The organism is Chryseobacterium mulctrae, from assembly GCF_006175945.1.
Taxonomy (GTDB): Bacteria; Bacteroidota; Bacteroidia; order Flavobacteriales; family Weeksellaceae; genus Chryseobacterium; species Chryseobacterium mulctrae.
In genome coordinates this window covers 1,528,902-1,554,481 of sequence record NZ_VAJL01000001.1, presented here as the reverse complement: position 1 = coordinate 1,554,481, position 25,580 = coordinate 1,528,902, and the positions used below count along the sequence as shown (strand labels likewise).

Below are 25,580 nucleotides of genomic sequence, written 5' to 3'. Positions count from 1 at the left end.
CAGATGCAGGATACCCCTTGTATCTATAGGTTAGGGATAGCCCGATTTCTTTTTCTTGACAAGTTGCAGAGCAAGAAAAAGAAGCAAAAAGAACTCCGCTATTGGGGTTGGAACTGTTAAGCTAAAGCCGTTGGATGACAAAAAAAGATAGGCTGATTTCTCAGCCTATCCATCTATAAGATAATAAAAATTGTTGTTGTAACTTATATCCAATGGTAAGGCTTGTCCTTACGGTTCAGATAGCAGTACATTTCTTCCTTTTTAAGTTCTGGGAAGAACCTCAATGCCCTATCAATTGCATAGTTGGGTAAGAAGTAAATTTCGTCACGGATTGCTTTGATAACCCTGCTATGACCATAGAAACGGACAAGCTCATCAATTTCATTTTGACCGCCACGTTCTATGATACGGGCTATAATAGTCTTGTAGGCTTTCTTAAAGTCCATTGCTTCGATGTCGAAATCCCAAAAAAACACTCGGTCAAGATTTGGAATGTCGTTATTTTTTTCTCTTAATTCCATATAGTAAAGATACGATTTTTTTAGTTGTTCACTGATTTTTCAACGCCTAAAGCCTCTACCTTTTTTCGGCAGATCGGGTATTTGTCCAAATTTTAAAGACGGATTAAGAACCGCCTTGTTTAAGCGTTCATTAATTTTTTCCATATCGGTCTCTTTACCTTTTAACAACTTAACTTTTGCTTCGTGGTCGATATTCTTGTGATACAATAAGGCGTATGTAGCCATTGCAGGATTACCACCATATTTATTTTGATATGCTTCTAAATAGGTTCTAAGCGGATGGTGTTCTAATAGAAAATGCATATCTATAAAATCCTTAATCCGTGTACCATTTTGGAATATGGCGTGGAGTTTCATTGCCCCTATGTCCTCTAAGGATGCTAATCGTATCCCATCTTTTGTTTCAATTGGCTTTTGCCATGGATATTGATGCGAAAGAATATCAACTTTAATCTTATCTATATCAAGTAAGATTGTATTATTAAACATATCGTTTATCAATACCCGAGGATATTGAGTGACTAAATGTTTTAATAGCTTCTGTTCATCAAAGCCTTTGGTTGTAAAAAGGTCAATATCAATACTCAATCGGTGACCAATCTGTAGACTTAATGCAGTTCCCCCTACAAGGTTAAAATCTTTCAGCATTTCATCTTTCATTAGTGCATGGAGAAGTTTCCACATCTCACTGCTGACTGTTTCTTTGTGTAGCATGATTTTTCGTTTTTCGGGAATTTAATCCCGAAAACGAAGCCTTTGCCCAAAGTGGTAGTCAGTGGCATTGTTTGGCGTTCATGGGCACAATGAGGGATGAATATCCAAAAGATTATATGGCTCTTTGCCTACACAAACCGTTATCAGAACAACGGCTTGTGCTTATCGTTATAGATTTCCTTAATCAGCTCTCCGAACTCCTGAAAGTGGAATTCGATAATATTATCCAGATAAGCATAAATTGTCAGCTTGTCAATTCCCATAATGTTGGTAAGCCTGTTAAATGTTTCGTGATGTTCCTGCCGTACATAGACCGATTTGCCTTTGCTTGCATTTCTTTTAGGGATTCTAAAGAACGTTACGCAATAATCCTCTTTCGTCAGCTTCTTTGGTTTTGAAACGGTTCTTTTGGTATCGCCTGCAATCGGTTTTGTATCTTCTGGTTCTACAGATTTTTCGCCTGTTTCAATTGCAGTAAGCTCATCACTATGCGGTAAAGTGTTCTGCTCTTGTTCAGGTTCTTTCTTTTCATCAGTTAGGAAATTTTCAATAGAAAAACTCTCTTTTTCGGGTTGCTGATTTTTGTTTTCTTCGTGTATCATATCTCTTAATTTTAATATTATATCCAATTAGCTGTTTGGTTGGTTAAGTAGTCAGCTGTATGTTCTGTACCAATGTAACAACCTATCTACCTATGCACTTGCATACCCTTAATTAGCTGTTTCGCTAACTGAAAAATATGCAATTAGCCAGCAACCACGTATGTTGATTTGTTATCAGTCACCCTCATTTGCAATCAGGATTTATGCTGATTGGTTACATCGTTAACGATACAAGTAACCAGCTGGCTAAACATATACAAAGGACGCAAAAGCAGTCCCAATCTTAATCAGGGTGGCAGTCAGTGGCACAATTTGGCGTTCATTGTCATTGTTGTAAATAACTATTATTCAAATAGTCTTACCGAAATTTGTAATGGAAGCTATGGGTTTTTCCTGCTAACTACAATCCGTTGGCAAAACGGATTTTTCTGAACCCTTGTTCAGAGCAAGTTATCTCTTGAGGTCCTCGAAATAAATTCCCGTACCTCAAGAGCACTTGCCCTTGCAGGGGGCTGGAAACGGCTCCAAAGTCGCTCGTTTGTTTAAAAATTAAAATGGATTATTATGGAAGAGAAAAACAGAAAACAGATTAGGAAAACAGGACGAAAACCAAAGATTGACCCTGCGGTTCATCGATATTCCATCAATTTGAATGCGGAGGATAATGCCAAATTTCTTGCCCTCTTTGACCAGTCAAGAATGAAAGCACTTGCTCATTTTATTACAGCCTGTATCTTTCAAAAGACGGTAAAGACCGTGAAAATGGATATGGATGCAATAGAATATCACGAAAAGTTGACGCGATTTTTTAGTCAGTTCCGATCAATCGGAACAAATTACAATCAGATTGTGAAGATATTGTACCGTAATTTTTCCGAGAAAAAAGCAGGAACTTACCTTTTTAGATTGGAAAAGGAAACCATCGAATTGGTACAAGTTACTAAAGAAGTTATCCGTTTGACACAGGAATTTGAAAAGAAATATCTGAATAAAGAGTGAAATTATGATTGCAAAAATCGGAAAGGGAAGTAATATGTACGGAGCGATTTTGTACAATCAACAAAAAGTGGATAAGGAAAACGGAGCGGTTTTATTGCTGAACAAGATACCCGACACGGTGGACGGTAAGTATTCCGTTGCCTATTTTAATAAATGCTTTGAACCATATCTGTCTGCTAATATCAAAACGGAAAAGACGGTACGGCATATATCGCTGAACCCAGATCCTTCGGATAAAATCAGCGATGAGCAGTTTACGGATATGGCTCAGGAATATATGGAACGTATGGGCTACGGCAATCAGCCGTATATCGTGTTCAAACATACAGACATAGACCGCACGCATATCCATATCGTTTCTACCTGCGTGGGAATTGACGGCAAGAAAATCCCCGATGATTACGACCACCCACGCTCAATGGCTATCTGTCGGGATTTGGAAACTAAATATAACCTAAACAAAGCCATCGAGCAGGAGCAGAAACAAGTCAACAAAATTTTCAAGCCTATAAATCATAAAAATGGCGACATCAAAAGTCAGATTGCTTCGGTAGTTCGCCATTTGCCAAAGAATTACAGCTTTTCGACTATGGGTAATTACAATGCTTTGCTTTCTCTGTTCAACATCACAGCAGAAGAAGTCAAAGGCGAACGGAACGGACAACCTGTAAACGGATTGGTCTATTTAGCTTTGGATGAGAACGGCAATAAGGCAAGCAATCCTTTTAAAGCATCACTTTTCGGAAAAGATGCAGGCGTTGCACAACTGCAAAAACACTTCGAGAAATCCAAAGAGAAAATGAAAACCACGCCTGTAAGGGCAGTTCTGAAAAATACGGTGGAGCTTGCCATACACACTACTAGCAACGAAATGGAGTTTAGAAAACAACTTACAGAACAAGGAATTAATACGATTACCCGCAGAAACAGTGAAGGACGAATTTACGGTATGACCTTTATAGACTACGAAAGCCGTAGCGTTTGGAACGGCTCACAATTAGACAGAAATTTGTCGGCAAACGTATTTAATGATTGGTGGAATAACGGAAATAAACCCGAATTAAAGATACAAGATAACACCATTTCTAAAGGAAATGGAATAGAGAACCTACCGCAAAAAGACCTTTTTGAGTTTCTCTCACCGGAACATTCGCCTAATACCGATTTGGGATTGTTTAGCCTGTTACCCGATGCACAGGGCGAGGATTACGAAGAAGAACAGTTTGCTAACCAAATGAAAAAAAAGCAATATCCTCGGAAAAGAAGACATTAGAATTACCTAGAATTTTATTAACTATTCAATCACTATAGCGTATGATCTTTAAAATATCAGTATAAATCTGAAATGCTTAATATGTATTAGAGCCATTAAGGTTAAGTACAAGATATTTTTAATTTATTAATCATAAAATATACGTAACAATCTCTTATATTTGACAAAATAAGTCAAGTTATAAATTAAAATTGTCTTTTGACAAATGAAAAAAAATACAACGACAGGTGAAATACTCCGAGAAGCAAGGGAGCGTAAAGGATTACTTTTACGACACGTATGTGCAGAATTGGACGTGGATACCGCCATACTTAGCAAAATTGAACGAAACGAACGAAAAGCGACAAAAGAACAAATCATAAAACTTGCCGAAATTCTCGATTTAGATAGAGACGACCTCTTAATTCAGTATTTAAGTGACAAAATTCTAAATGAAATTAAGAATGAGGATTTGGGAACAAAAGCTTTAAAAGTAGCGGAACAAAAAATTAAATACAACAATAAAACCAATAACAACGATTAATGCAAATAAAATTAGAAGAACTCAAGTATCAGGAAGTTGCCATTCAATCGATTGTTAAAGTATTTGATGGCAATATCAAAAACACATTTGATAATGCTTGTTTTGATGGTATTCGCTCTAATAATTGTACCCTACTTGATGAACAGGTTTTAGAGAATAAGAAGGAAGTTTTAATAGAAAATGGAATCGAAGAAAATACAGCAAAGATTTCGAAGGACAGAGAGCTAACAATTGAAATGGAAACAGGGACAGGTAAAACACTAGTTTATGTTAAAACCATTTGCGAGCTATATAAACATTATGCTTTTACAAAATTTATCATTCTAGTACCATCAGTCGCCATCCGTCAGGGTGTTTTAAAGACATTAAAAACATTTGAGAAGCAATTGGAAGATATTTACGGCTTTATTCCAAAATCATTTGAGTACAACAGTAAAAAACTGAGTAACGTAACAAATTTTATTGAGGAGCAACATCCTCAAATAATGATTATGACATTGGCTTCGTTTAACTCCGAAGATAAAATCTTAAATCAATCAAAACGTGAAGATTTATTTGCTAATGTCCCGTTTATCGAAGCGATCGGAAGAACAAACCCGATAATTGTGATGGACGAACCACAGGAAGGAATGGATACGGTTAATTCTGTTAAACAAATTGCTAAACTCAATCCGCTTTTCAAATTAAGATATTCTGCTACGCATAAAATTGTTAAAAACCTTATTTACCGTCTTACTCCTTACGATAGTTACAGACAAGGTTTGGTAAAAAAGATTGAGGTATTGACTGTCACTGAAAAGAACGATGAAGCTACATTGAAATTAGAATTGACTGAAATTCAAAACGGTAAAAATCCAATCAGGGCAAAAATTAAAGCGTGGCATCAATCTGCTAATGGTAAGATAGAATTCAAGGAAACCAAATGGTTGAAAGATGGTGATAATCTAGGGGCTATAACCAACAATCCAAGTTATCTCAAATATAGCATTGAACGAATCAATAAGAGTTTAAGAACACAAAAATGGTCAGTAACTTTTACCAATGGAACACAAATTTTTGAGAAGCAAACTTCAGGAAATATAGAGAGTATTTGGGCTTTGCAATTGGAATGGCTGATTATCCGTCATTTTACCAAAAAGCAAAAATTACAGATGCAGGATATTAAATGCCTTTCATTAATTTTTATAGATAAAGTAGCTAACTACGTAAGTGATGAACCTATTATTAAAAATTTGTTTATAGAAAAGTATAAAACATTATATCCCGAATTTCACGATGGAAAAATTCCATCAAATGAACATATTGAAGGAATTCAGGGATTTTATTTTGCTAAAACAGGGAAAGGAGAATTTACCGACAATGAAACTTCAATGCGTAAAAACTCAGATGTTTTTGACGCTATTTTAAAAGACAAAGAAGAGCTATTGTCTTATGGAGATTCCGTAGCGAATAAAATTGAGTTTATTTTTTCCCATTCCGCCTTGGGTGTGGGTTGGGATAATCCTAATATATTCAACATCGCAACGCTAAATAATTCATATTCCGAAATCAAAAAGCGTCAGGAAATTGGTCGTGGTTTGCGTATTGCTGTTAATCAAAACGGACAGCGTGTTTATGATGCCTTGGATGTAGCAGAAGAAAAACGTGTTAATCAATTAACTGTCATTCCAAACGAAACATACGAAACCTTTGTAACCCAATATCAAGAAGAAATTAAAGAAGTTTATGGTACAGCACAAGCTGGAGCAGGAATGAGTCATACGCATAAAGGCAAACCACAAAATGAGGTTCGTTTTAAACGTAATCAAAATGAAACTATTAATCAGGCTTTCAAGCGTTTTTGGAAAGCTTTGGCTAGGAAAACAAACTTTTCGGTTGCTTTTAACGAACAGGCTTTGATTGCACGGAGTATAGAAGCATTAAACGCTATTTCAATCGCCGATTATCAGGCAGAAGTATCAAGCAGAACTATCGGGAATATTAGCGAAACTGGTATTCAGGATGAATTTGCAGGAAAAGAAACCTATAAACTAAAAGCTTTCTATACGCCTTTGGATTTAGTGGAAGAGCTAAGTGAAAACACTGGTCTATCTTATAATTCTCTTTTTGAAATTGTCAAACAATTAACCAATCACGAAGACTTTGCTAAGAATCCACCACAATACATTCATCAATCAGCAAACTTAATAAAGAATATCGAATTGGAAGAGATGCTACGTGGTTTGGATTATCATCTTACTAATGAAGCATTTCCTTTTGAATTTGATGATTTTGTCAAGAATATTAATGATTCTGGTTACGTGGACACACCTCAAAAAGGAGTTTTCGACAAAATGTTAATTGATAGTGATGTAGAAAGAAAGTTTGCTTTAGGTGCAGACCGTGATGACGAACTGATTTGTTTCTTAAAACTCCCTAGCTATTATAAAATTCCGACACCAATTGGAGAATATGAACCAGATTTTGGTATTGTGATGAAACGAAAACAATTGAAAGATGGAAAGGAAAGTGAGTTTTATTTTGTCATTGAAACTAAAGGAACTAACGATATCAATGATAAAAAAGCATTGAAAGAAAGCGAAGTGTATAAAATTCTTTGTGCGGTTAAACATTTCAATGCATTGGGAGTAGACGTAAAATACAAAGCACCAGTAAAAGACTATATGTTTTTTAAAGACGAATCTGTAAATGATATTAACGCAATAACAGAAAAATAATGAGCAATCAAGAATATATAATTAATCCACTGGAAAATGTACAATCTCACGATTGGAATAAAGAACGGTTAGAACAACTTAAAAGGTTGATGCCTGACCTGTTTACCAATGATGGCGCACTCAATATCAATGAACTAAAAAAAGTAATTGACTATAATAGTATAAACGAGACAGAACGCTATGAATTTCGTTGGTTTGGCAAGAGCAACGCTAAACGTGAAGCATTCACACCTACCGATGCTACATTGATTTATGACGAAGCCAGAAGTGTAAACCCAACCGAAAGCGAAAACCTGATTATTGAAGGCGAAAACTTAGCCGTACTTAAACTATTAAGCCAAAGCTATCGGGAACAAATAAAATGTATATACATAGACCCACCATATAACACTGGGAACGATTTTGTATATTCTGATAAGTTTAATCAAGACAGAAAAGAATATTGGGAAGATGCAGAAATAACCGAGCATGGCTATAAAATTGATTCTAATATAGAAACGGACGGACGTTTTCACAGTAATTGGTTGAATATGATGTACAGTCGTTTGCTTATTGCAAGACAATTGTTGCATGAAGATGGGATGATATTTATTTCTATTGATGACAATGAGGTACATCATTTAAGAAAGTTGTGTGATGAGGTATTTGGAGAAGAGAACTTTTTAGGGCAAGTAAGTCGATTAACAGGTACTCCTACAGGTCAAGGTACTAGAGGGCTAGTTTCTGAATTGGATTACATAATTATTTATTCCAAAACAGACCAAGGTGATTTTAATGGAGTAGATTTTGATGATAATGATAAGCAGATTTATAACCAATCTGACCAAAGAGGACAATATCTAACTAGACCTCTACGGAAAACGGGCGGGGAAGATAAAAGAGAAGATAGACCCAGTATGTATTTTCCCTTAATGGCTCCAAATAACACGGAAGTTTTTCCAATCGGACCAGGGGGATATGAAAGCAGGTGGAGATGTTCCTTAAGTAAATATAAAGAATTTGAGAATGACGGGATGATTGAATGGAAAGAGTCTAAAGAAAATGAATTGACAGTTTGGAAGCCATACCTAAAGTTTTATCTCGAAGGAAGGCTGAAACAGCCATCTGACTTGTGGAAAAATATAGATGGGAATAAAAAAGCTTCTATTGATTTAAAAAATCTCTTAGGGGGAAAGATATTTGATTACCCAAAGCCAGTAGAAATAATAAAAAAATGTATTTTGATTTCATCTAATAAAAATGATATTATTCTTGACTTCTTTGCTGGTTCTGGAACTACAGGACATTCAGTAACAGAACTGAATAAAGCAGACAATGGAAATCGGAGATATATCTTAGTACAACTTCCTGAAGCTACAGACTCAAAAAGCGAAGCTTACAACTCAGGGTTTAAAAAAATCAGTGATATTACAATAGAACGTAATAAACGAGTTGTCGAGAAAATCATTAAAGAAAAGGAAAGTGAACAGCCTGATTTATTTGATAAAAAGGAGGATAAAAATAATCAGCTAAATGGACTTGGTTTCAAAGTCTTTAAGTTAGCAAAATCTAATTTTCCAAGAGCAGAATATGCTCCTGACCCTGAAAAATCAGACGAGGAAAATGTAGAAGCATTGAAAAAGTACATTACCGACAAAGAAGCACAATTGATAACCGCTTTCAACCGAGATGAACTCATTACCGAAATATTGATTAAAAACGGCTTTAAGCTGAATTACACAACTATTCTACAAGAGCAATTCAAGAAGAATGAAGTTTTTCTAGCATCAGATGGCGAAAAAGAAACATTAATTTGTCTAGACGGCTCGTTATCAGCGGAAACCGTAGAGTATTTCAAAACTCATACAGACCAAAAGGTTATTGTCTTGGAACGTGCGTTAGACACTACCAAGAAATGGAATCTGAAGCACTATATGGGAGAAAAATTTAAGGCGTTTTAATAGAATGGAGAATGAGATATCTATATATTTTGACAACCCTATGCCATTTGAACCAAACAATATAAGACCACTAAATGGCATTGCTGGCTTGTATTTTATATTTAGTCAGTCTTTAGATATTCAGTATCCTTTTAAGAAGTCAAAACTTCTCTATATTGGAATGAGCGAGCGAAAAACAAATAGTATAGGTAGTAGACTATCTGGACATTTTGACGGTAAGTCTAAAAACGTTGGCTTAACGAACTATCGAAAAGTTGAGCCATTGTTATTTACCTATATTAATTTTGAAATGTTAAGGAATATCTGGCAATTTAGAATAGAGGATTTAGAGAGTTATTTCATCTTGGATTTTGTGAAAAATTTTGGAGTTTACCCGATATGTAATAACAAAACAGGGTTTGAAATTTTAAATAACACACTTACAACAAGTTTTAAAGTTGATTGGGAATATTTTAACTAAATTAGGAATATGGGAGAAAAAGTAAAATCAGGAAAGGAAATATTAGATGATTTTTTTAAAGGAATAGAAGAAATCAAAGATGTTGATAAAAATATTGCATCAATGTTAGTTCAACTCTACAATGATGATAAACTGACTGACACCAATGTTAAAAACGAACTCCAAAAGTTGAGAGAACAAGATGAAAGTAAAAATTAAAAACATAAACATCTCGGGAGTAAGAGGAGTTAAGGATAAGTTGGTTTTACCTTTAGAAGGTAAGTCAATTGTATTGTACGGTGATAATGGCACAGGAAAAAGCAGTATTTCTGATGCAATCGAATGGTTTTATACAAATCGGGTTGAACACCTTTCCAGCAACAGTGAAATTGATTTAAAGGATGCTCTTAGAAATGCTTCTTTAAATCAGGATGATATTTCAGAAGTGAATATTTCGTATGTTAAAGAATCAACTCTTGATGGAGCTAAAACGCTATTTGCAAAAAGAGATAAATTGGAAATTGGGTTGTCAAATAACTCTGATGATTTTAAAAACTACATTAATAACTCAAAAGAGGAAAACCTACTTTTAAGATATCAATATTTGACTGATTTTATTGATGATACTAAAAGTGATAAGCTAAAGTATCTATCGGATATTATTGGTTTTTCAGAAGTTACAAAGAAAAAAGAAGTTTTAGGGAAGAGCTACAGAGCCATAAATACTGAAATTAAAAATCAAAATTTTGAAGCGCAAATAAACACTCAAAAAGGAGTTTTGATTGCAAAATTAGGAGCTTCTATCAGTCAGGAAAGAAACTTATTTGAAAAAATAAATGAAAAAATAGAACCCCTGAAAATAGGAATAGAAGTGAAAAGCTTGGCTGATATTGATACTGTTTTGGAGTATTTGAAAAAGTCGACAAATGACAAGCTTAATAAGGAACTTTCATTTTTAGATAAAAACAATAATATATTAAATACACTTAAATCAGAAATACAATTAATAAATAATACTTACTCAAACTATTATGATGAATTTGAAAAAATAGCGAACGATGTTCAAAGTATTATGCAGACCTTCTTGAATGAATTATTAAAAACAGGCGAAACTGTTTTAAAGAAATATCACAAAGATGACAGTTGCCCATTATGTTTACAACCGAAAAACAGGGAGGATTTACAAAGTGATATAACTAAAAGATTAAAAGCGATTGAAGAGTCATCCAAGAAAAAGGCTTCTTTTGATAGGGCTAAGCAATTAGCAGATTCTATTTCTACCGAGAGGATAAAACGGATAGATAATCTTCTTTTGGAAAGTTTAATGATTGACGATAGTAATGCTAAGATAAAAACTGGTATTAGTTCAATAAAGAAGAAATTAGAGGAATATCAAAAAGCAAGTGTTGAAAAGGTAACATCTGGAAATAAAATACCTAGTAAAGAGACAATTGATTTATTACTATCCGATTTTGATTTTCAAACTGTGATTTCAGGCAGAATAAAAGTTATTCAGGAAACACTTAAAAAAGATAACTCAACTGAATTATTTGCGAATATATCAGCCTCAAAAGATGCCTTTCTAAAAATTAAACAATTTGAAAAGCAAAAAATAAAATTGGAAAGCCAGCGTAAAACACTGGAAATAATCTATAATGAGTTTGTAAAAGTTCAAAAGGAGGGTTTAGAAAACTTTATAAATACATTTTCGGAGACTATTAATGAATATTATCAATATATGAATCCTGGAGAACCTTTTCAGGAAATTAAAATTGTTACAATAGGTGAAGAAGATGAATTGAACGGAATTACAATTGAGTACAAATATAACGCGAAGTGGGTTTCTCCACCTCAAAAATATTTTAGTGAATCTCATCTAAATTGTTTTGGCATTTCCTTTTTTTTAGCTTCTGTAAAAGCATTTAATAATATAAATGAGTTTCTTGTACTTGATGACGTTATTTCGAGTTTCGACTCAAATCATAGAAAACGATTTGCTGAATTAATCTTCGAAAAATTTTCAGGTTATCAGATTATCCTTCTTACTCACGAATTAGATTGGTTTACAAATTTCGTTACCCCATTGGCAAAAAAGAAAGGCTGGTTAATCAACGAGATTAAATGGACTGAAAATAATGGAACTTTTTTTGATGAACAGCCTAATGATTTAAGGGAAAAAATTGAAAAATGCTTATCTGAAAGTAATATTGAAAACTTAGGGAATCCTATTAGAAGATATCTTGAACATGCTTTAAAAGAAGTAGCCGTAAGCATTGAAGCCAAATTAAGTTTCCAGTATAATGATTCTAATGAACATAGGATGCCTTATGAATTAATAATGGGAATTAAATCAGAGATTAAGAAATGTAGTACTGATCTAAAATCTAAATTTCCAGTTATTGATAGAATTGAAAGTTCCTCTATTTTAGGTAATATTTGTTCTCACGATAATCCATTTAATCCTAAAATAGGAGATTTAAAAGCATTTTGGTCAGACATATTGGAATTGGAAAATATTTTTATTTGTCAAGAATTGGAATGTAAAAGACCAAGAGTTTCGTTGAAGAATTATGATACAGTCGCTAAAAAAATTAGATGTGGCTGTGACCATACTAAATACGATTGGAAAAAATAGAGTTAGTTGATGTAACTATAAACGATAAAAATAATGGATAGCACTATTGTTTTATCGTTTATAGCTTTAATGCAGTTTTATTATCTATTAAGTTTAGAATACAAATCTGATTTTAAAACTTTTATTGTGATTTCAATTTCCATATATTTGCTATGAGCTAACGGAAACACGTTGAAAAGCAAAGCAATAAGCACCGTTACCAAATCGTTACCTGACTTTTTTGATAATCTATATAAAAGCCTAGTATTCAACCGATACAGCTTTTTCCTGAAAACTTTAAAATAAATATTTCTGAAAATTGGAGTTTCCTCAGTTACTGGAAATACTTTTTCAGGAGCTTTGTTGCCTTCTTCTTTTTGCCCGTCTTCTAAAACAGGAGAAGCTCCTTCGTAGAACATATTAAAACCAATCGTCTGAGTCGGAATATTGATCATATCAATGTTTTTTACATAAATATTTTCAACAATACCACCTCTTCCACGAGTTGTTTTGAAACGAAGACCAATATCAGTTCCAATAAATGTACAATCGGAAACGTGAATATTTCTAGCTCCACCAGACATTTCACTTCCGATAACGAAACCTCCGTGACCATGGTAAACCACATTATTTTTGATGATTACATTTTCAGTAGGCATTCCTCTTTTTCTTCCGTCTTCATTTTTTCCTGATTTAATGCAGATTGCATCATCTCCTACATCAAAGGTATTGTCGTAGATCAAAACATTTTTACAAGATTCTAAATCTACACCGTCACCATTTTGAGAATACCACGGATTTCTTACTGTAAGATTTCTTAAAATAAGGTTTGATGTCATTAATGGATGTAAGTTCCAAGCCGGAGAATTTTGGAAAGTCGGTCCATCCAATAAAACTTGGTCACAACCAACGATGCTCACCATTACCGGACGAAGAAAATCTTTTACAGATTCCAGTTCAGATTTTGAAATTTTATCGGGGACATTGAAGCTAGAGCTGCTTTCGAATCCTTTTTTATAACTTTCTGATGGGTACCAGTTTTTTCCGTCTGCAGAAAGAATTCCGCCTGATTTTACAATTTCTTTCCATTGAGATTCTGCCATTTTACTTTTTTTAATGGCTCTCCATGTATCACCACTTCCATCGATTACTCCTTTTCCGGTAATCGCAATATTTTTAGCATTTTTTGCAGAAATAGGAGATTGACAACGAATCGTTTCCAACCCTTCAAAACTTACATCTACCAAAGGATAGTCGTTTTTATCTTTACTGAAAACCACAAAAGCCCCTTCTTCAATATGTAGATTAATGTTGCTTTGCAAAATAATTGGTCCGGTTAACCACATTCCTCTTGGAACGACAAGTTTACCACCTCCTTTTTTTACCAAAGCATCGATTGCTTTTTTGAAAGCTTCTGTATTTTTTACTTTACCTCCTGCAACACCTCCAAAATCTTTGATAGAAACGGTATTCGCTGGAAAAGAAGTTTCTTTCACCTGTGGCATTTTAAACTCTATTCCTGTGTAAATATCTTTATTTTGAGCATAAATCTGTCCTGAAAACAGCATTACTGCAGCAAGACTGATGATTTTAAACGACTTCTTCATTATATTTATTCTTTAATTTTCTGTTGATGATCTTATCAAACCTAACGGATTTCAAAAAACGTTAGGTTTCGTATTTTAAGTTCTCGCAGATTAAACAGATTATGCAGATTTTAATTATTTAAAAATTATCTGCGAAATCAGCAAAATTTGCGAGAGATTAAATTAGTTTTTAGTTACTCTGAAATATTCAAAATCTGCGTAGCCACCGCGGTTTGCTTTTTGTGTGCTTACAGAATATAAGCCTACTTTAGCGCCAATCCATTTTCCTGGTTTTGCCTGAAATGGCTCGCCAACTTTTATGAAATTCTTACCGTTTTCGCTGTAACTGAATGTGCAAATTCCGTTCGGCTCGTTGATATTCACTTTAAAATAAGCCTCGTTTGATTTTAATTTAGCTTCAAACAATACTTTTTCTTCACCACCTTTTTCAGCCTTTTCGGCTTTTCTTAACTGTACATAATATCCGTCAGTTTTATTCGTAATAACAATCGATGTGTGATCCATTCCCATTATTAAAAGTCCGGCAGTTTTTCCTTCTTTTGCATCTTCTGGAGTTAATTTAACTTTAGTGGAAGCCACAAAATTCGGAGCCGGGAATTTTTGAGTCAAAAGATTCGGAACATTCCAAAGGTTTTTATCATTTTCAGCCATCTTCATGGAGAACAATCTCAAAAATTTCTGTCCTGGAAGTTTTGACGACCAAACGATGTTTTCATTCGCACTCCATTGCCATTGTAAACCTAATTTTTCACCATCAAACTCATCTGTTTCCGGTGGAGTAACGATTGGATAAGTTTTACCAACGTTTGGTTTTTTATACGTTAAAACCGGTTCGCCGATTCCGTTTTTATCGTTGTCGATTCCCATTACAGGCCAGTCTTTTTCCCATTTCATAGGCTGAAGATGCACGATCCTTCCACCTGCATCCACATCCTGAAAATGATAGAACCAGTCTTCACCTGAAGGTGTGTCAACCCAAGCTCCTTGATGAGGTCCGTTTATTTTTGTTTTTCCCTGCTCAAGAACTATTTTTTCTTCGTAAGGACCGTAAATGTTTTTTGATCTTAAAACCAATTGCCAACCTGTAGCAACGCCACCTGCCGGAGCGAAAATATAGTAATAACCGTTTCTTTTGTATATTTTCGGACCTTCAACGGTTGGATGAGCATCATGTCCATCAAAAATGTGAACGCCTTTATCTAAAACTTTCGTTCCTTCAGGATTCATTTTATTGATGGAAAGCAAACTTTTAACTCCTGCACGGCTTCCTGCCCAACCATGAACTAAGTAAGCATTTCCGTCTTCATCCCAGAACGGACAAGAATCAATTAAACCTTTTCCTTCCATGACCAAAACAGGATCTTCCCACTTTCCCAACGGATCTTTGGTTTTCACCATATAAATTCCGAAATCTGGGTCGCCCCAATAAATGTAGAATTCACCTTGATGAAAACGGATTGCAGGAGCCCAAACTCCGTCACCTCTTTTGGGTGTACTGAAATTTTTTGAAGGTAAAACTTCTGGCAAAGCATAGTTGACCAATTTCCAGTTGACCATATCTTTTGAATGAAGAATTGGTAATCCCGGAGCTTCATTGAAACTTGAAGCGGTCAGATAATAATCATCACCAACACGGGTAACATCAGGATCTGAATAATCTGCATATAAGATCGGGTTTCTGTAAGTTTTTCCCTGATCGGCAGTCCAGACTTCTGAAACGTATGGTTTTTCCTGTGCATTCAAAAAATTTGATGCTATGGAAAGTGTGGTTGGAAAAGACGGTCAAATTGACCACCTAATTTCGGAGTAAATTGACCACTGATTTCGGAGCAAAGTGACCACCACTTTCCGGTCCAAAATGACCACCTGTTATCTGGGTTATATTTGAGATAAAAACGACTTGATTTTTTCATGATGTTAGCGTCATACATTCGTTAAAAAAAGCGGATTATGGCAAATAAAATAACAGACATGAGTAAAATTAGAAAAGTCATAAAATTCTACAGCACTGGAAAGAGCAAGTTATTTATAAGCAGCTATTTATCCCTTTCCAGAAATACCGTTAAAAAATACATCTCATTGTATGAGATTCTGGGCTTAAACCTTGATGCGATCAATGCCAAGACAGATGCCGAGCTGGAACTTTTGTTTTCCAATACCACCGCGGAGTCCATTAGCCCCAAACTACAGTCCCTGTACGATTTTTTCCCAAAGATGGAACGTGAGCTCAAAAAGGTAGGAATCACTATCCATCATATGTGGGAGCAATATCTTGCACTGCATCCTGATGGTTTTCAGAGTTCACAGTTCCGGCATCATTACAAGATATGGGGCAAGCGTGTGAACCCGGTGATGCATATGAATCACAAATCCGGTGATAAGATGTATGTCGATTATGCAGGGAAAACACTCTCCATTATTGATAAGGAAAGCGGGGAGCTTAAAGAAGTTCAGTTTTTTGTAGCTATTCTGGGAGCAAGCCAGTACACGTATGCTGAAGCCTCTATGAGCCAGCAGAAGGAAGATTTTGTACGTTCTGTAGAAAATGCCATCCGCTTTTTTGAAGGCACACCGGCAGCGATCGTTCCTGATAATTTAAAATCCGCAGTGATCAAAAGCAGCCGTTTTGAACCCACCATCAATGAGACCCTGGCCGATCTGGCCGAACATTATGAAACGACCATCTTGCCTGCCAGGGCTTACAAACCGAGGGATAAATCCTTGGTAGAGGGAGCGGTAAAGATCCTGTACAGAAGGATCTACGCCAACCTTCAACAGGGATCCTGCGGCCTGGATGAACTAAATAGTGAGATCTGGGATCTGTTGGACTCTCATAACAAACGCAAGCTCACAGGACGCCCTTACTCCCGCTACGAGCTGTTCCTGGAGGACGAGAAGCAGCAGCTGCGCCCACTGCCTGAGCGTCGTTTTGAGATCAGGTACCAATCCTTTGCAACAGTGATGCAGAACGGGCACGTACAGTTGAGCCGGGATAAGAACTACTACAGTGTTCCGTACCAGTATATCAAGAAAAAGATCAAGATCCTATACACATCTTCCACTGTGGAGATCTACTATAAATACAACAGGATCGCGATGCACAGACGCAATTACAAGCCTTATGTCTACACGACCATTACAGAACATTTAGCCAGCACCCACCAGTTCGTGGCCGGATGGAGTGCTGCCCGCTTTATCGATTGGGCAAACAGTATTGATACTGCAGTGGGAGAATATATCCTCCAAATTATCGACAGTCGGAATCATCCCGAGCAAGCTTACAAAAGCTGCCTGGGAATCCTGAAGTTCGAAAAGAAAGTAGGAAGAGAGCGATTGATAAATGCTTGTAAACGGGCATTGGATTTTAAGATCTACAGCTTTAAGACCGTACAGAAGATATTGGAGAACAATCTGGATCAGATGATCGATCCGGAAAAAGAAGAAAAGGAGCAGGAACTGCCTGATCACGGCAACATCAGAGGAAAACAATATTATCATTAAATATCAACAGTTATGAACGAACCGACAGTGAGCAAAATGAAGCAAATGAAGCTTTACGGCATGCACAATGCCTTTAAGACCGCTATTGAAAGCGGAAGGACAGACCATTATACCCTCGACCAGTTTATATCGATGCTCATCGATGCCGAATGGGATGAGAGGCACAACAGGCGCATAGAGCGAAGCATCAAAAATGCAAAGTTCCATTACAGGTCCAGTATTGAAAGTATCAACTTCGATGACACCCGCAATCTCGACCGTAATCTGGTAATGCGTCTTGCAGGATGTGAGTTCGTAGAAAAAAATGAAAACATCCTGATCACAGGAAGTACAGGCGTGGGTAAAAGTTACCTGGGAACCGCATTGGGCTATCAGGCCTGTATCGAAGGCTTCAAGGTCAATTATTTTAATACTTCCAAGCTGTTTGCCAAACTAAAAATGGCAAAAGCAGACGGGTCATACCTGCGCGAACTTGCAAAAATACAAAGACAGGATGTGATCATCCTTGATGATTTTGGTCTTCAGGCTTTGGACAGTGCCAACAGGATAACCCTTCTGGAGATCATAGAAGACCGTCACAACAACGGATCCATCATTGTAACATCGCAGATCCCGGTGCAGGGCTGGTATGACATTATTGGTGAAAAGACCATTGCCGATGCTATTCTGGACAGACTTATACATCAGTCTCACCGCCTGGAACTCCAGGGGGAATCTATGAGAAAAAAGAGAGGAGTTAACAGGGAGTAATTATTTATTATATTTGAATACTAATTGACACATGAAAAACAAGAGTTTTTATCAAATTTAAGGGTGGTCAATTTAAACCGAAATTACCTGGTCACTTTGAATTGAAATTGGGTGGTCAATATCACTGGAATTTACAGTGTGGTTATTGAAAGTATATTTAAAATTTTGTTTGTCATAAAATCAGATTTTTGATCTGGTTTGTTTTTAACGCAAAGAGCGCAAAGATTTTTTTAAAACTTGATGTATATTTTTAAGTTCGCAAAGGCGTTTCACTCAGCAAAGGCTTGATGTTTTAAATTTCAGCGCTTTTTCCAAAAATTTGAAACTTTTTATACGTTGAATTGCATGCAGCCCGACTTGAACGTAGCTCTTTTCTGAAAAATGATGTGGGGAAAAGCCCTGGAGATTTTTCAGAAAAAAGCGGGAGTGGAAGGCGGATAAAGCTGCCCAAATATTCATTCTACTTCTCAAATTCTAAACTTGCCAAAATGAATGGTCCTGTTCCCTTTCCATCATTAGAACGGATCTCTTCATTGACATAATATTCATAAGAACCATCTCTGTAAGGTTTTCCTCCTAAACCGGCAACAGCACAACATTTATTTAAATTTACGACACCGTTTTCATCAACTGTAATCAGGTTTTTGATGATCCCGTCGTAGCCTTTTTTAGCAGCTACTTTGTATGATTTTGGAAGATAACCTTTGTTAACCGATTTAATCATCGTGTAAACAAACATTGCTGAAGCCGTTGCTTCTTCGTAATTACCATTTGCTAATGGCTTATCTAAAACCTGATACCAAAGACCAGATTTTTTATCCTGATATTTAATAACAGCGTCAGAGTAAGATTTTATGTAAGAAATAATTCTTGCTCTTCCCGGATGATTTTCTGGCAAATAATCCAGAACGTCTACCATTGCCATTCCGTACCAACCCATTGCTCTTCCCCAAAAATTAGGCGAGAGGCCGGTTTCTTTGTTTGCCCAAGCTTGTTCCTTACTTTCATCCCAAGCGTGATAAAGCAATCCTGTTTTTTTGTCTAAAAGATTTTTTTGTACAGAATCAAACTGGAAAACGATATCATCATAGGCTTTTGCTGCATCTGCACCTTTGGTGAAATCTTTTGTGTAATGCGTGTAGAAAGGCATTCCCATATAAAGACCATCTAACCAAACCTGATAAGGATATATTTTTTTATGCCAGAAAGAACCTTCATTAGTTCTTGGTTGTCCTTCGATTTGCAAACGAAGTGTTTGTAGCGCTTTCAGGTATTTTTCTTTTTTCTCTTTTTCATAAAGATAAAGCAATACGTTTCCGCTATTCAACATATCGATATTGTATTTTTCGATATCGTAGGTAAGAATGGTACCGTCTTCTTTGATCAGTTTTTCTCCAAATTCACTTATGTAATCGTAGTATTCTTTTTTGCCAGTTTTAATATAAAGTTGCTCGGCTCCATCCAAAACGATTGCTGAAGGATACGTCCACTTTGGGCTTTTGCTGAAATCGAGCATCCATGCTTCAGGAAATCTCTGCATTTCTGAAAGCATCATTCTTTCAGACCATTTTAGGTTAGTTGGAACTACTTTTCCTGATTGTGAAGTTTCTTTTGCTGGTTTTGAGGCAACTGTCGTTTTTGTTTGAGCACAAGCTAAGAACATTCCTGAACTTAAAACTGCAACTGCATATATTTTTAATTTTTGATCAATAAAACTCATTGTCATTCAATTTTAAAGTTGATTGTTATTATCTAAAATTTCTAATTTTTTATCTAAATCTTTATAGAATTCTGCTTGGGTTTTAATTCCGTTTGGTTCTTGCGACCAAGCCCCCATAAAGTAATATGAAACATTTTTTGTCTTCTTAAAAACGACGATATGCGTAGATTTTGCTTTCACAGATTTATCAAAACTTTCGATGGGGTAGAATACCACCATCCCAAGATTGTCTTCTTTTTTTGCTAAAGTCTGCGTTCCGTAAGTAGCAATGTAGCCCCATTTTTTGTTTTTGCTGATTCCCTGTTTCATTGGAATATCTTTGAAAGCGACAATTCCTGTGCATAAACCTGAAAGCGTTTGATCTAAACTTAAATCAACTTTTACAAAACGATCTTTGTTGAAAATGGTCAGTTTCGATTGAAGATCAACCGCTTTTCCCCAAGTTTTCCAACCTTTGTAATCGATGGTTGCAAAAGATTTATCATTTTCATTAAAAACTTTTGCGGTCGTGCTTTTTACGGTTTTAAAAGTTTCCACAAAATCATTTTGGTCATCATATCTTCCGTAAGAACCGATTCCGATGGTGCGACCTGATTTCAAAATATCCTGCCCCCAAACTGCATCATGATGATATGTTTCAAAACCATCCTGACCGACTTCAGGCAAAACCAAAGTATTTACTTTTTTACCAAAAATATCTGTAGCATTTCTCCAATCCAGATACAGTCTGTAACCGATTTGGTTGTTTTCTAAACCAATTCCTTCGTATCTGATGTAGTAAGAATGGTCGGTATGCTCTGCAGGAAGCGTTAACTCATTTACGTTTTTAAAAGTTCCGCCGATGTATTCGTTTCCCTGCCATTTTCCGCCTTCTTTTATCGATAATTCGGCATACGAAAAGGGTGTTTTAGGATTTTTGCGTATTTTTTCAATTACATTTTGCTGAGCAAATGACATATTGGTCGCAAAAACTGCTCCAGTTAATATGATTTTGAATATGTTTAATTTTATTGACATAATTCTTTCGTTTTAGATAACCATTTACTTAAAAATTTCAGTGACTTTCTACTGTTTATCGGTTATTTTTTTAACAAGGTCATTTATGTAGACCTCGATATTATCATAATTTTTATCTAAATCTCTTCCGTTTGCATTGGCTTTTTTAGGATCGAGATTGTGTGTTTTTTCCCATTCATCGGGCATTCCGTCGTTGTCTGAATCGAGTAGGGGTTTTCCGGGTTTTAAATCTGGAAACCCACCGATATCATTTTGCGAATCGATGATCCCGTTTTTACTTCCAAGTGAACCGTTATATGTGAAAGTACCATTTTTTACCTCTTTTAAAATACGGATGTCTATTACATCTCTCACTAAACTTGCCCCGCCAATCTGCAATATTTTTTCATACGCTTCTTTTGCGGAATGTGTTTTTACATTATTCTGAATATCGTGTGGCTGATTTATTTTTATTGAATTTTTATCAGCATCAGTCAAATTGTAAGAAGGTTTCATTTGATTAAAAACGCCTGCATTCCAGTTGTCTGCGGTTACATCAGGATTTTCTTCAGAGACATTTCCGTTGATATAATATTTACCCCAAATGTTGTAAACTTCGGTTTCAGGTTTTTCGTTTTTATCGATGGCTACAATTCTTTTTTTGTTCATCGATGCGGGACCTGGTTTATAGTAATTATTAACCATATTTACATTCATTCCTTCACCGCCGTAGACATTGTTGTGTCCCCAATTGTAAATGACATTATTTCTAAAATCAGTTAAATCGGTCAATGCAAATTTACTTCCTGCATACTCACCCAATCTGGGATTTCTGCTGTCGTGATGAGCATACATGTTATGATGAAAAGAAGCGAATTTTCCACCTGCAATTCCGCCGTATCCGTGAGCGCCTTTTTGATGGGCAGAATTTCTTAAACTTTCTGAAATTATGCACCATTGAAGTGTGGTATTTTCATTCACATAAATAGAAACCGTCTCGTCGGTAGACCAACTCATTGAGCAATGATCGACGATTAAATTTTTTATAAATCTTGCCCCTAATGCATCACCTTCAAATTTTTTCTGATCTCCCATTCTGAAACGTAAAAAACGAATAATTACGTTATCTGCCGCAACAAAAGTTTCGTAGTTGGCAATGGTAATTCCGTCGCCTGGAGCAGTTTGTCCGGCAATGGTGACATTGCCTTCTTTTATTTTTAATGGAGATTCCAAGTAGATCGTTCCTGCTGTTTTGAAAACAATATATCTTGCTCCTTTTTGGTCTAAAACATATCTTAAAGTTCCTTCTGAACCGTCGTCTGTCAATTTTGTTACAAATAAAACTTTTCCGCCTCTTCCTCCAGTTGTGTATCTTCCGAAACCTTCTGCGCCAGGGAAACTCAACGTTTTCTCCTGAGCCGAAACCGACAAAACGAACATTGTAAAAATGCCAGTGGTAAAGATTTTATGTTTTAGACTGAATTTCATTTAAAATAATTAAAATTTTATTTCATTGAATTTTTAAAATATAATAAATTGACAGGTCGCTCCTACGGAGCTTCGTTTTTTACATTTACTTTTTCTATTAACAGCAAATCCCTATGGGATTGATTACAGTTTCAAAAGAAGAGAACTTTTAATTTTTCACGGAAAAAATAATTTATTTAAAACTTTTTGTAAAGTTCCAGTTGTCTTTTCCTTTCAAAATATTTTTTGCTGAATATTTTTTAGCCTGATCTTTCGTTAGCTGATGAGACCAGAAAACTCTTTTTGAGGAATCTGCTCCGGCTCCTTTTGAATTATATTCTGCATAGAAAGTTGTCTTTTCAGCATCAGGTTTAGACCAGTTATGCCAACCTTCTTTTTTTATTGTGGAATCGATTGCACAATTGATGTAAACTGTTTTTGCAAAAGGTCTCCAAGGTCTTCCCAAATATACAGAATTTGCTGATGCATCACCTGTTAAATTACAGTTAATAAATACGTAACCAAACTCAGCTCCTTCCGGAGTAGAGGCAGCAGTAACATAAGATGCATTTTTTTTGGAATATATTGTACAATCTTCAAAAACGGCAGTGCCAGCTCCGAAAATATAGTCTGTAGTTCCTTCGATGTAGCAGTTTTTAAAATAATTTCTGGAAGTTTTGCTCTTATCCGGGTTATCCTGAGTTCCTTTGGTGTATAGAGTATCCTGAAATCCTAAGAATCGGCAGTTTTCAAAAGCAATTTTGTCTCCTGTGGTGAGAACAGCAACGGCTTGCCCAACTGGTCCTGCATCATTTTGAAAGGTGATATTTTTTGCTGAAAAATTATCTGAAAAAATAAATAGAGTAGATGAACCTGTAGTTCCTATATTTTTGCCTTCTGCGTTTTGCTTTGAAGCATAATCGCCGTAAACTAAAATCGTGTTATCTGCTTTTTCACCGATTAAAATTATTGGGCTTTTTGTAGCAGTGACAGTAACTTTTTCTCTGTAGGTTCCTGGTTTTATTATAATTTTTGTTCTTACCGATGTTCCTTCTTCAACAGCGTCGATTGCCTGTTGAATAGTCGTAAAATTTCCTTTTCCGTCTTTCGAAACGATGATGGTTTTTTCATCATTAGCTTTGAAAGAAAGAAGACTAATTATGACTACTGAAAAAATAAAGAAGAATGTACTATTTTTTAAACCTGAAAACTGCATAAGTTGTTGATCGTTTTTAGTTGTCAGTTGATAGGCTGAAATTTCAACTTTTAAAAATCTTTTCTAAATTTTTTTTGAAGAAAAGTACAGACCTTCTCCCGAAAAAGGAGGAAGTCTGTACTGAAAATTAATTAATATGAATGTATATTTTTACTAATAACCATAATCTTGGGTAAGATTATAATTAGAGTTTACAACGTCTAATGCTAATGGTAATAGCTCTTTCCTGTTAGGCTGGAAATAATATGCATAACTCTTGATAGGATCTCCACTTATGTATGGCTGAGTCATTGCTAATCTCCAGTTTACTTTTGTATAACCTGATGGTGTAGCAACAGATTGATTTGGACTGTAGAAAATATCTGCTTTTGCAACTCCTGCAGTTGTATAGAAATCAATGTCTAATACATTTTGTTGAGCCGTTTTTGTTGGAACATAGGTTGGCTTTTTGTAGAAAATATATTCAGGAACGTTTGCATATGCTCCCGTACCATTCATGAACTGGGTAAGCTTAGCTCTTGTTTCATTAATTTTAGTTTCTAATAAATTCCAACGGATAAGATCATATTTTCTTAATCCTTCACCACCAAATTCAAGCTGTCTTTCTTTCACGATATAATCGAAGAAAGCTGCTTTACCAGTTGGAATCGTTCCTACCTGACCTAAATTACCTGCATAGGCTCTTTGTCTTACTGCCATCACTGCATTGATCGCATCGGCAGATGGACCACCGTGTAATTCGTTATCAGCTTCTGCAAACATTAATAAAATATCTGAATATCTAAGCATTGGCCAATCGATCCCTAAGTTTTGAGATGTTCCTGTAATTGAGGTCCAAGATTTTCTAAATTTACCGTCATTCCAGTTGATAGATGTCTGAAGCTCTTCCTGTTTTGTAGTATTTACTCTATAGATGGCGATGTTAACATCTCTTCTTAGATCATATTTTGTAAATTCATAAAAATAAACAGGAATTGCACTGATTCCACCTGAAGATTTCCAATCGGTATCATCATGTCTTAAACCGTTATAGTAACCGATTTTACTGTCTGTTCTTGAGTTTCCTCCGAAAGCTCCGATCGCATAGATCACCTCATTCGTAGCATCCTGAGAATTGGTATGTAATGATCTGAATAATCCTTCATAGCTAGGATTAAGCTGATGCTGAGCAGAATTGATAATGTCTTTACACTCATCATAAGCGATCTGGTAATATTTCTGAGGATTAGACCCCTGCAGCATTTGTTGAGGATTTCTTCTTAAAGAATATCCTGCTCTTGCTAAAGCAATTCTGGCTCTTAAACCTTTAACTGCACCTTTTGAAATTCTTTGTGCAGTAGTTCCTCCTTCGGATCTCCAAGGTACAAGAGCTTCAGCTTTAAGCAAATCTTCAAGAATTTTATCATAAATAATATCTCTATCCGTTTTTGCAAGATACAAGTCAGGAAGATAGGCTGAAGGTACATCTTGGAAAGGTACATCGCCCCAGTTTTTTATAAGATCATAGTAGAATTGGGCTCTCAATGTTAAAGCCTCGCCCAAATATCTGTTCATTAACGTCTTATCTGCTGCTGAACCAGTTTGCATCACTGGTGAAAGCGGGATGTTTTTAATGACAAGATTCGCTCTTTCAATTCCGGCATAAGTATCTAAGAAAGGTCTTAATAGCTCAGTATTTGTAGGAATTGCGCCGAAGCAACTAATTCCTCTTCTGTCATTCGCGTTATAATCACCAGAAGTTCTTAAATCGTCACCTGATTGAGTAAGGATTAAGTTCATTCTCTGGCCATAGGTATTGTCACCCATAGTAGCGTTATAAACGCCTACCAAAGCGGAGAAAGTGTCTGGAGCAGAGTCAAATTGTTGTTTTTCGGCTGTATTAGATAAGCTTTCTACATCCAGGTAATCATCACAAGAGTTTAAAGATATTACTCCTGCAACAGCAAATAGTATTGTTAAAAATTTATTCTTCTTCATAATA

20 protein-coding genes are annotated in these 25,580 nt (G+C 35.7%); 10 read left to right on the top strand and 10 right to left on the bottom strand.

What is annotated here, in order from left to right:
- Positions 1-203 precede the first annotated feature (203 nt).
- The 3 genes from FDY99_RS06890 to FDY99_RS06880 all read right to left on the bottom strand — a co-directional run bounded on the left by FDY99_RS06890 (position 204) and on the right by FDY99_RS06880 (position 1,837).
- Positions 204-521: a DUF6922 domain-containing protein gene (locus tag FDY99_RS06890; protein WP_139420220.1), complete on the bottom strand. Its 318-nt coding sequence runs from the start codon at positions 519-521 to the stop codon at positions 204-206.
- A 39-nt stretch (positions 522-560) separates the two neighbouring features.
- On the bottom strand, positions 561-1,235 hold the full coding sequence (locus FDY99_RS06885) for a nucleotidyl transferase AbiEii/AbiGii toxin family protein (protein ID WP_139420218.1): 675 nt from the start codon (positions 1,233-1,235) through the stop codon (positions 561-563).
- Positions 1,236-1,378: 143 nt separating this feature from the next.
- Complete coding sequence (locus FDY99_RS06880) at positions 1,379-1,837, bottom strand: DUF3408 domain-containing protein (protein WP_139420215.1); 459 nt, start codon at positions 1,835-1,837, stop codon at positions 1,379-1,381.
- Positions 1,838-2,401: 564 nt separating this feature from the next.
- On the opposite strand from FDY99_RS06880, the gene mobA reads away from it, so the two are divergent.
- The 8 genes from mobA (at position 2,402) to FDY99_RS06840 (ending at position 12,363) form a co-directional block, all read left to right on the top strand.
- Positions 2,402-2,836: a conjugal transfer protein MobA gene (mobA, locus tag FDY99_RS06875; protein WP_139420213.1), complete on the top strand. Its 435-nt coding sequence runs from the start codon at positions 2,402-2,404 to the stop codon at positions 2,834-2,836.
- A gap of 4 nt (positions 2,837-2,840) precedes the next feature.
- Positions 2,841-4,109 carry a conjugal transfer protein MobB gene (gene mobB, locus FDY99_RS06870; protein WP_139420211.1) on the top strand — a complete coding sequence of 423 codons (1,269 nt, stop codon included), beginning with the start codon at positions 2,841-2,843 and terminating at the stop codon, positions 4,107-4,109.
- Between the two features lie 205 nt (positions 4,110-4,314).
- The gene (locus FDY99_RS06865) at positions 4,315-4,632 is read left to right on the top strand and encodes a helix-turn-helix domain-containing protein (RefSeq protein ID WP_139420209.1); all 318 of its coding nucleotides are present in this window, start codon (positions 4,315-4,317) and stop codon (positions 4,630-4,632) included.
- The gene (locus FDY99_RS06860; protein ID WP_139420208.1) at positions 4,632-7,349 is read left to right on the top strand and encodes a restriction endonuclease; all 2,718 of its coding nucleotides are present in this window, start codon (positions 4,632-4,634) and stop codon (positions 7,347-7,349) included. The genes FDY99_RS06865 and FDY99_RS06860 overlap by 1 nt, the downstream gene beginning before the upstream one ends.
- Positions 7,349-9,289, top strand: coding sequence for a site-specific DNA-methyltransferase (locus FDY99_RS06855; protein ID WP_139420206.1), 1,941 nt, complete (start codon positions 7,349-7,351; stop codon positions 9,287-9,289). Before FDY99_RS06860 ends, FDY99_RS06855 begins: the two co-directional genes overlap by 1 nt.
- 4 nt (positions 9,290-9,293) lie before the next feature.
- Positions 9,294-9,749, top strand: coding sequence for a GIY-YIG nuclease family protein (locus tag FDY99_RS06850; RefSeq protein ID WP_139420204.1), 456 nt, complete (start codon positions 9,294-9,296; stop codon positions 9,747-9,749).
- Positions 9,750-9,758: 9 nt separating this feature from the next.
- Positions 9,759-9,947, top strand: coding sequence for a hypothetical protein (locus tag FDY99_RS06845; protein WP_139420202.1), 189 nt, complete (start codon positions 9,759-9,761; stop codon positions 9,945-9,947).
- A complete protein-coding gene (locus FDY99_RS06840; RefSeq protein WP_139420200.1) occupies positions 9,931-12,363 on the top strand; it encodes a hypothetical protein in 2,433 nt (810 codons plus the stop codon). The genes FDY99_RS06845 and FDY99_RS06840 overlap by 17 nt, the downstream gene beginning before the upstream one ends.
- An 80-nt stretch (positions 12,364-12,443) precedes the next feature.
- Here FDY99_RS06840 and FDY99_RS06835 read toward each other — a convergent pair whose 3' ends face one another.
- Positions 12,444-13,949, bottom strand: a complete 1,506-nt coding sequence (locus tag FDY99_RS06835) for a glycoside hydrolase family 28 protein (protein ID WP_139420198.1) — start codon at positions 13,947-13,949, stop codon at positions 12,444-12,446.
- Between the two features lie 162 nt (positions 13,950-14,111).
- Entirely contained in the window at positions 14,112-15,692 is a 1,581-nt protein-coding gene (locus FDY99_RS06830) for a glycoside hydrolase family 43 protein (protein WP_228448753.1), read from the bottom strand.
- Between the two features lie 207 nt (positions 15,693-15,899).
- On the opposite strand from FDY99_RS06830, the gene istA reads away from it, so the two are divergent.
- Together istA and istB are read left to right on the top strand one after the other, a co-directional pair.
- Positions 15,900-17,450: an IS21 family transposase gene (gene istA / locus FDY99_RS06825; protein ID WP_139419508.1), complete on the top strand. Its 1,551-nt coding sequence runs from the start codon at positions 15,900-15,902 to the stop codon at positions 17,448-17,450.
- A gap of 12 nt (positions 17,451-17,462) precedes the next feature.
- Positions 17,463-18,200, top strand: a complete 738-nt coding sequence (gene istB, locus FDY99_RS06820; protein WP_139418563.1) for an IS21-like element helper ATPase IstB — start codon at positions 17,463-17,465, stop codon at positions 18,198-18,200.
- A 460-nt stretch (positions 18,201-18,660) separates the two neighbouring features.
- On the opposite strand, the gene FDY99_RS06815 is transcribed toward istB, so the two are convergent.
- The 5 genes from FDY99_RS06815 to FDY99_RS06795 form a co-directional block, all read right to left on the bottom strand.
- Entirely contained in the window at positions 18,661-19,920 is a 1,260-nt protein-coding gene (locus FDY99_RS06815; RefSeq protein ID WP_139420194.1) for a glycoside hydrolase family 88/105 protein, read from the bottom strand.
- Positions 19,921-19,932: 12 nt separating this feature from the next.
- Entirely contained in the window at positions 19,933-20,937 is a 1,005-nt protein-coding gene (locus FDY99_RS06810) for a DUF4861 family protein (RefSeq protein WP_228448752.1), read from the bottom strand.
- 48 nt (positions 20,938-20,985) lie between these two features.
- A complete protein-coding gene (locus FDY99_RS06805) occupies positions 20,986-22,404 on the bottom strand; it encodes a pectate lyase (RefSeq protein ID WP_185148716.1) in 1,419 nt (472 codons plus the stop codon).
- Between the two features lie 172 nt (positions 22,405-22,576).
- Entirely contained in the window at positions 22,577-23,599 is a 1,023-nt protein-coding gene (locus FDY99_RS06800; protein WP_139420192.1) for a pectinesterase family protein, read from the bottom strand.
- A gap of 153 nt (positions 23,600-23,752) precedes the next feature.
- Positions 23,753-25,576 (bottom strand): RagB/SusD family nutrient uptake outer membrane protein, encoded by a 1,824-nt coding sequence (locus FDY99_RS06795; RefSeq protein ID WP_139420190.1) that lies wholly within the window; start codon positions 25,574-25,576, stop codon positions 23,753-23,755.
- Positions 25,577-25,580 lie beyond the last annotated feature (4 nt).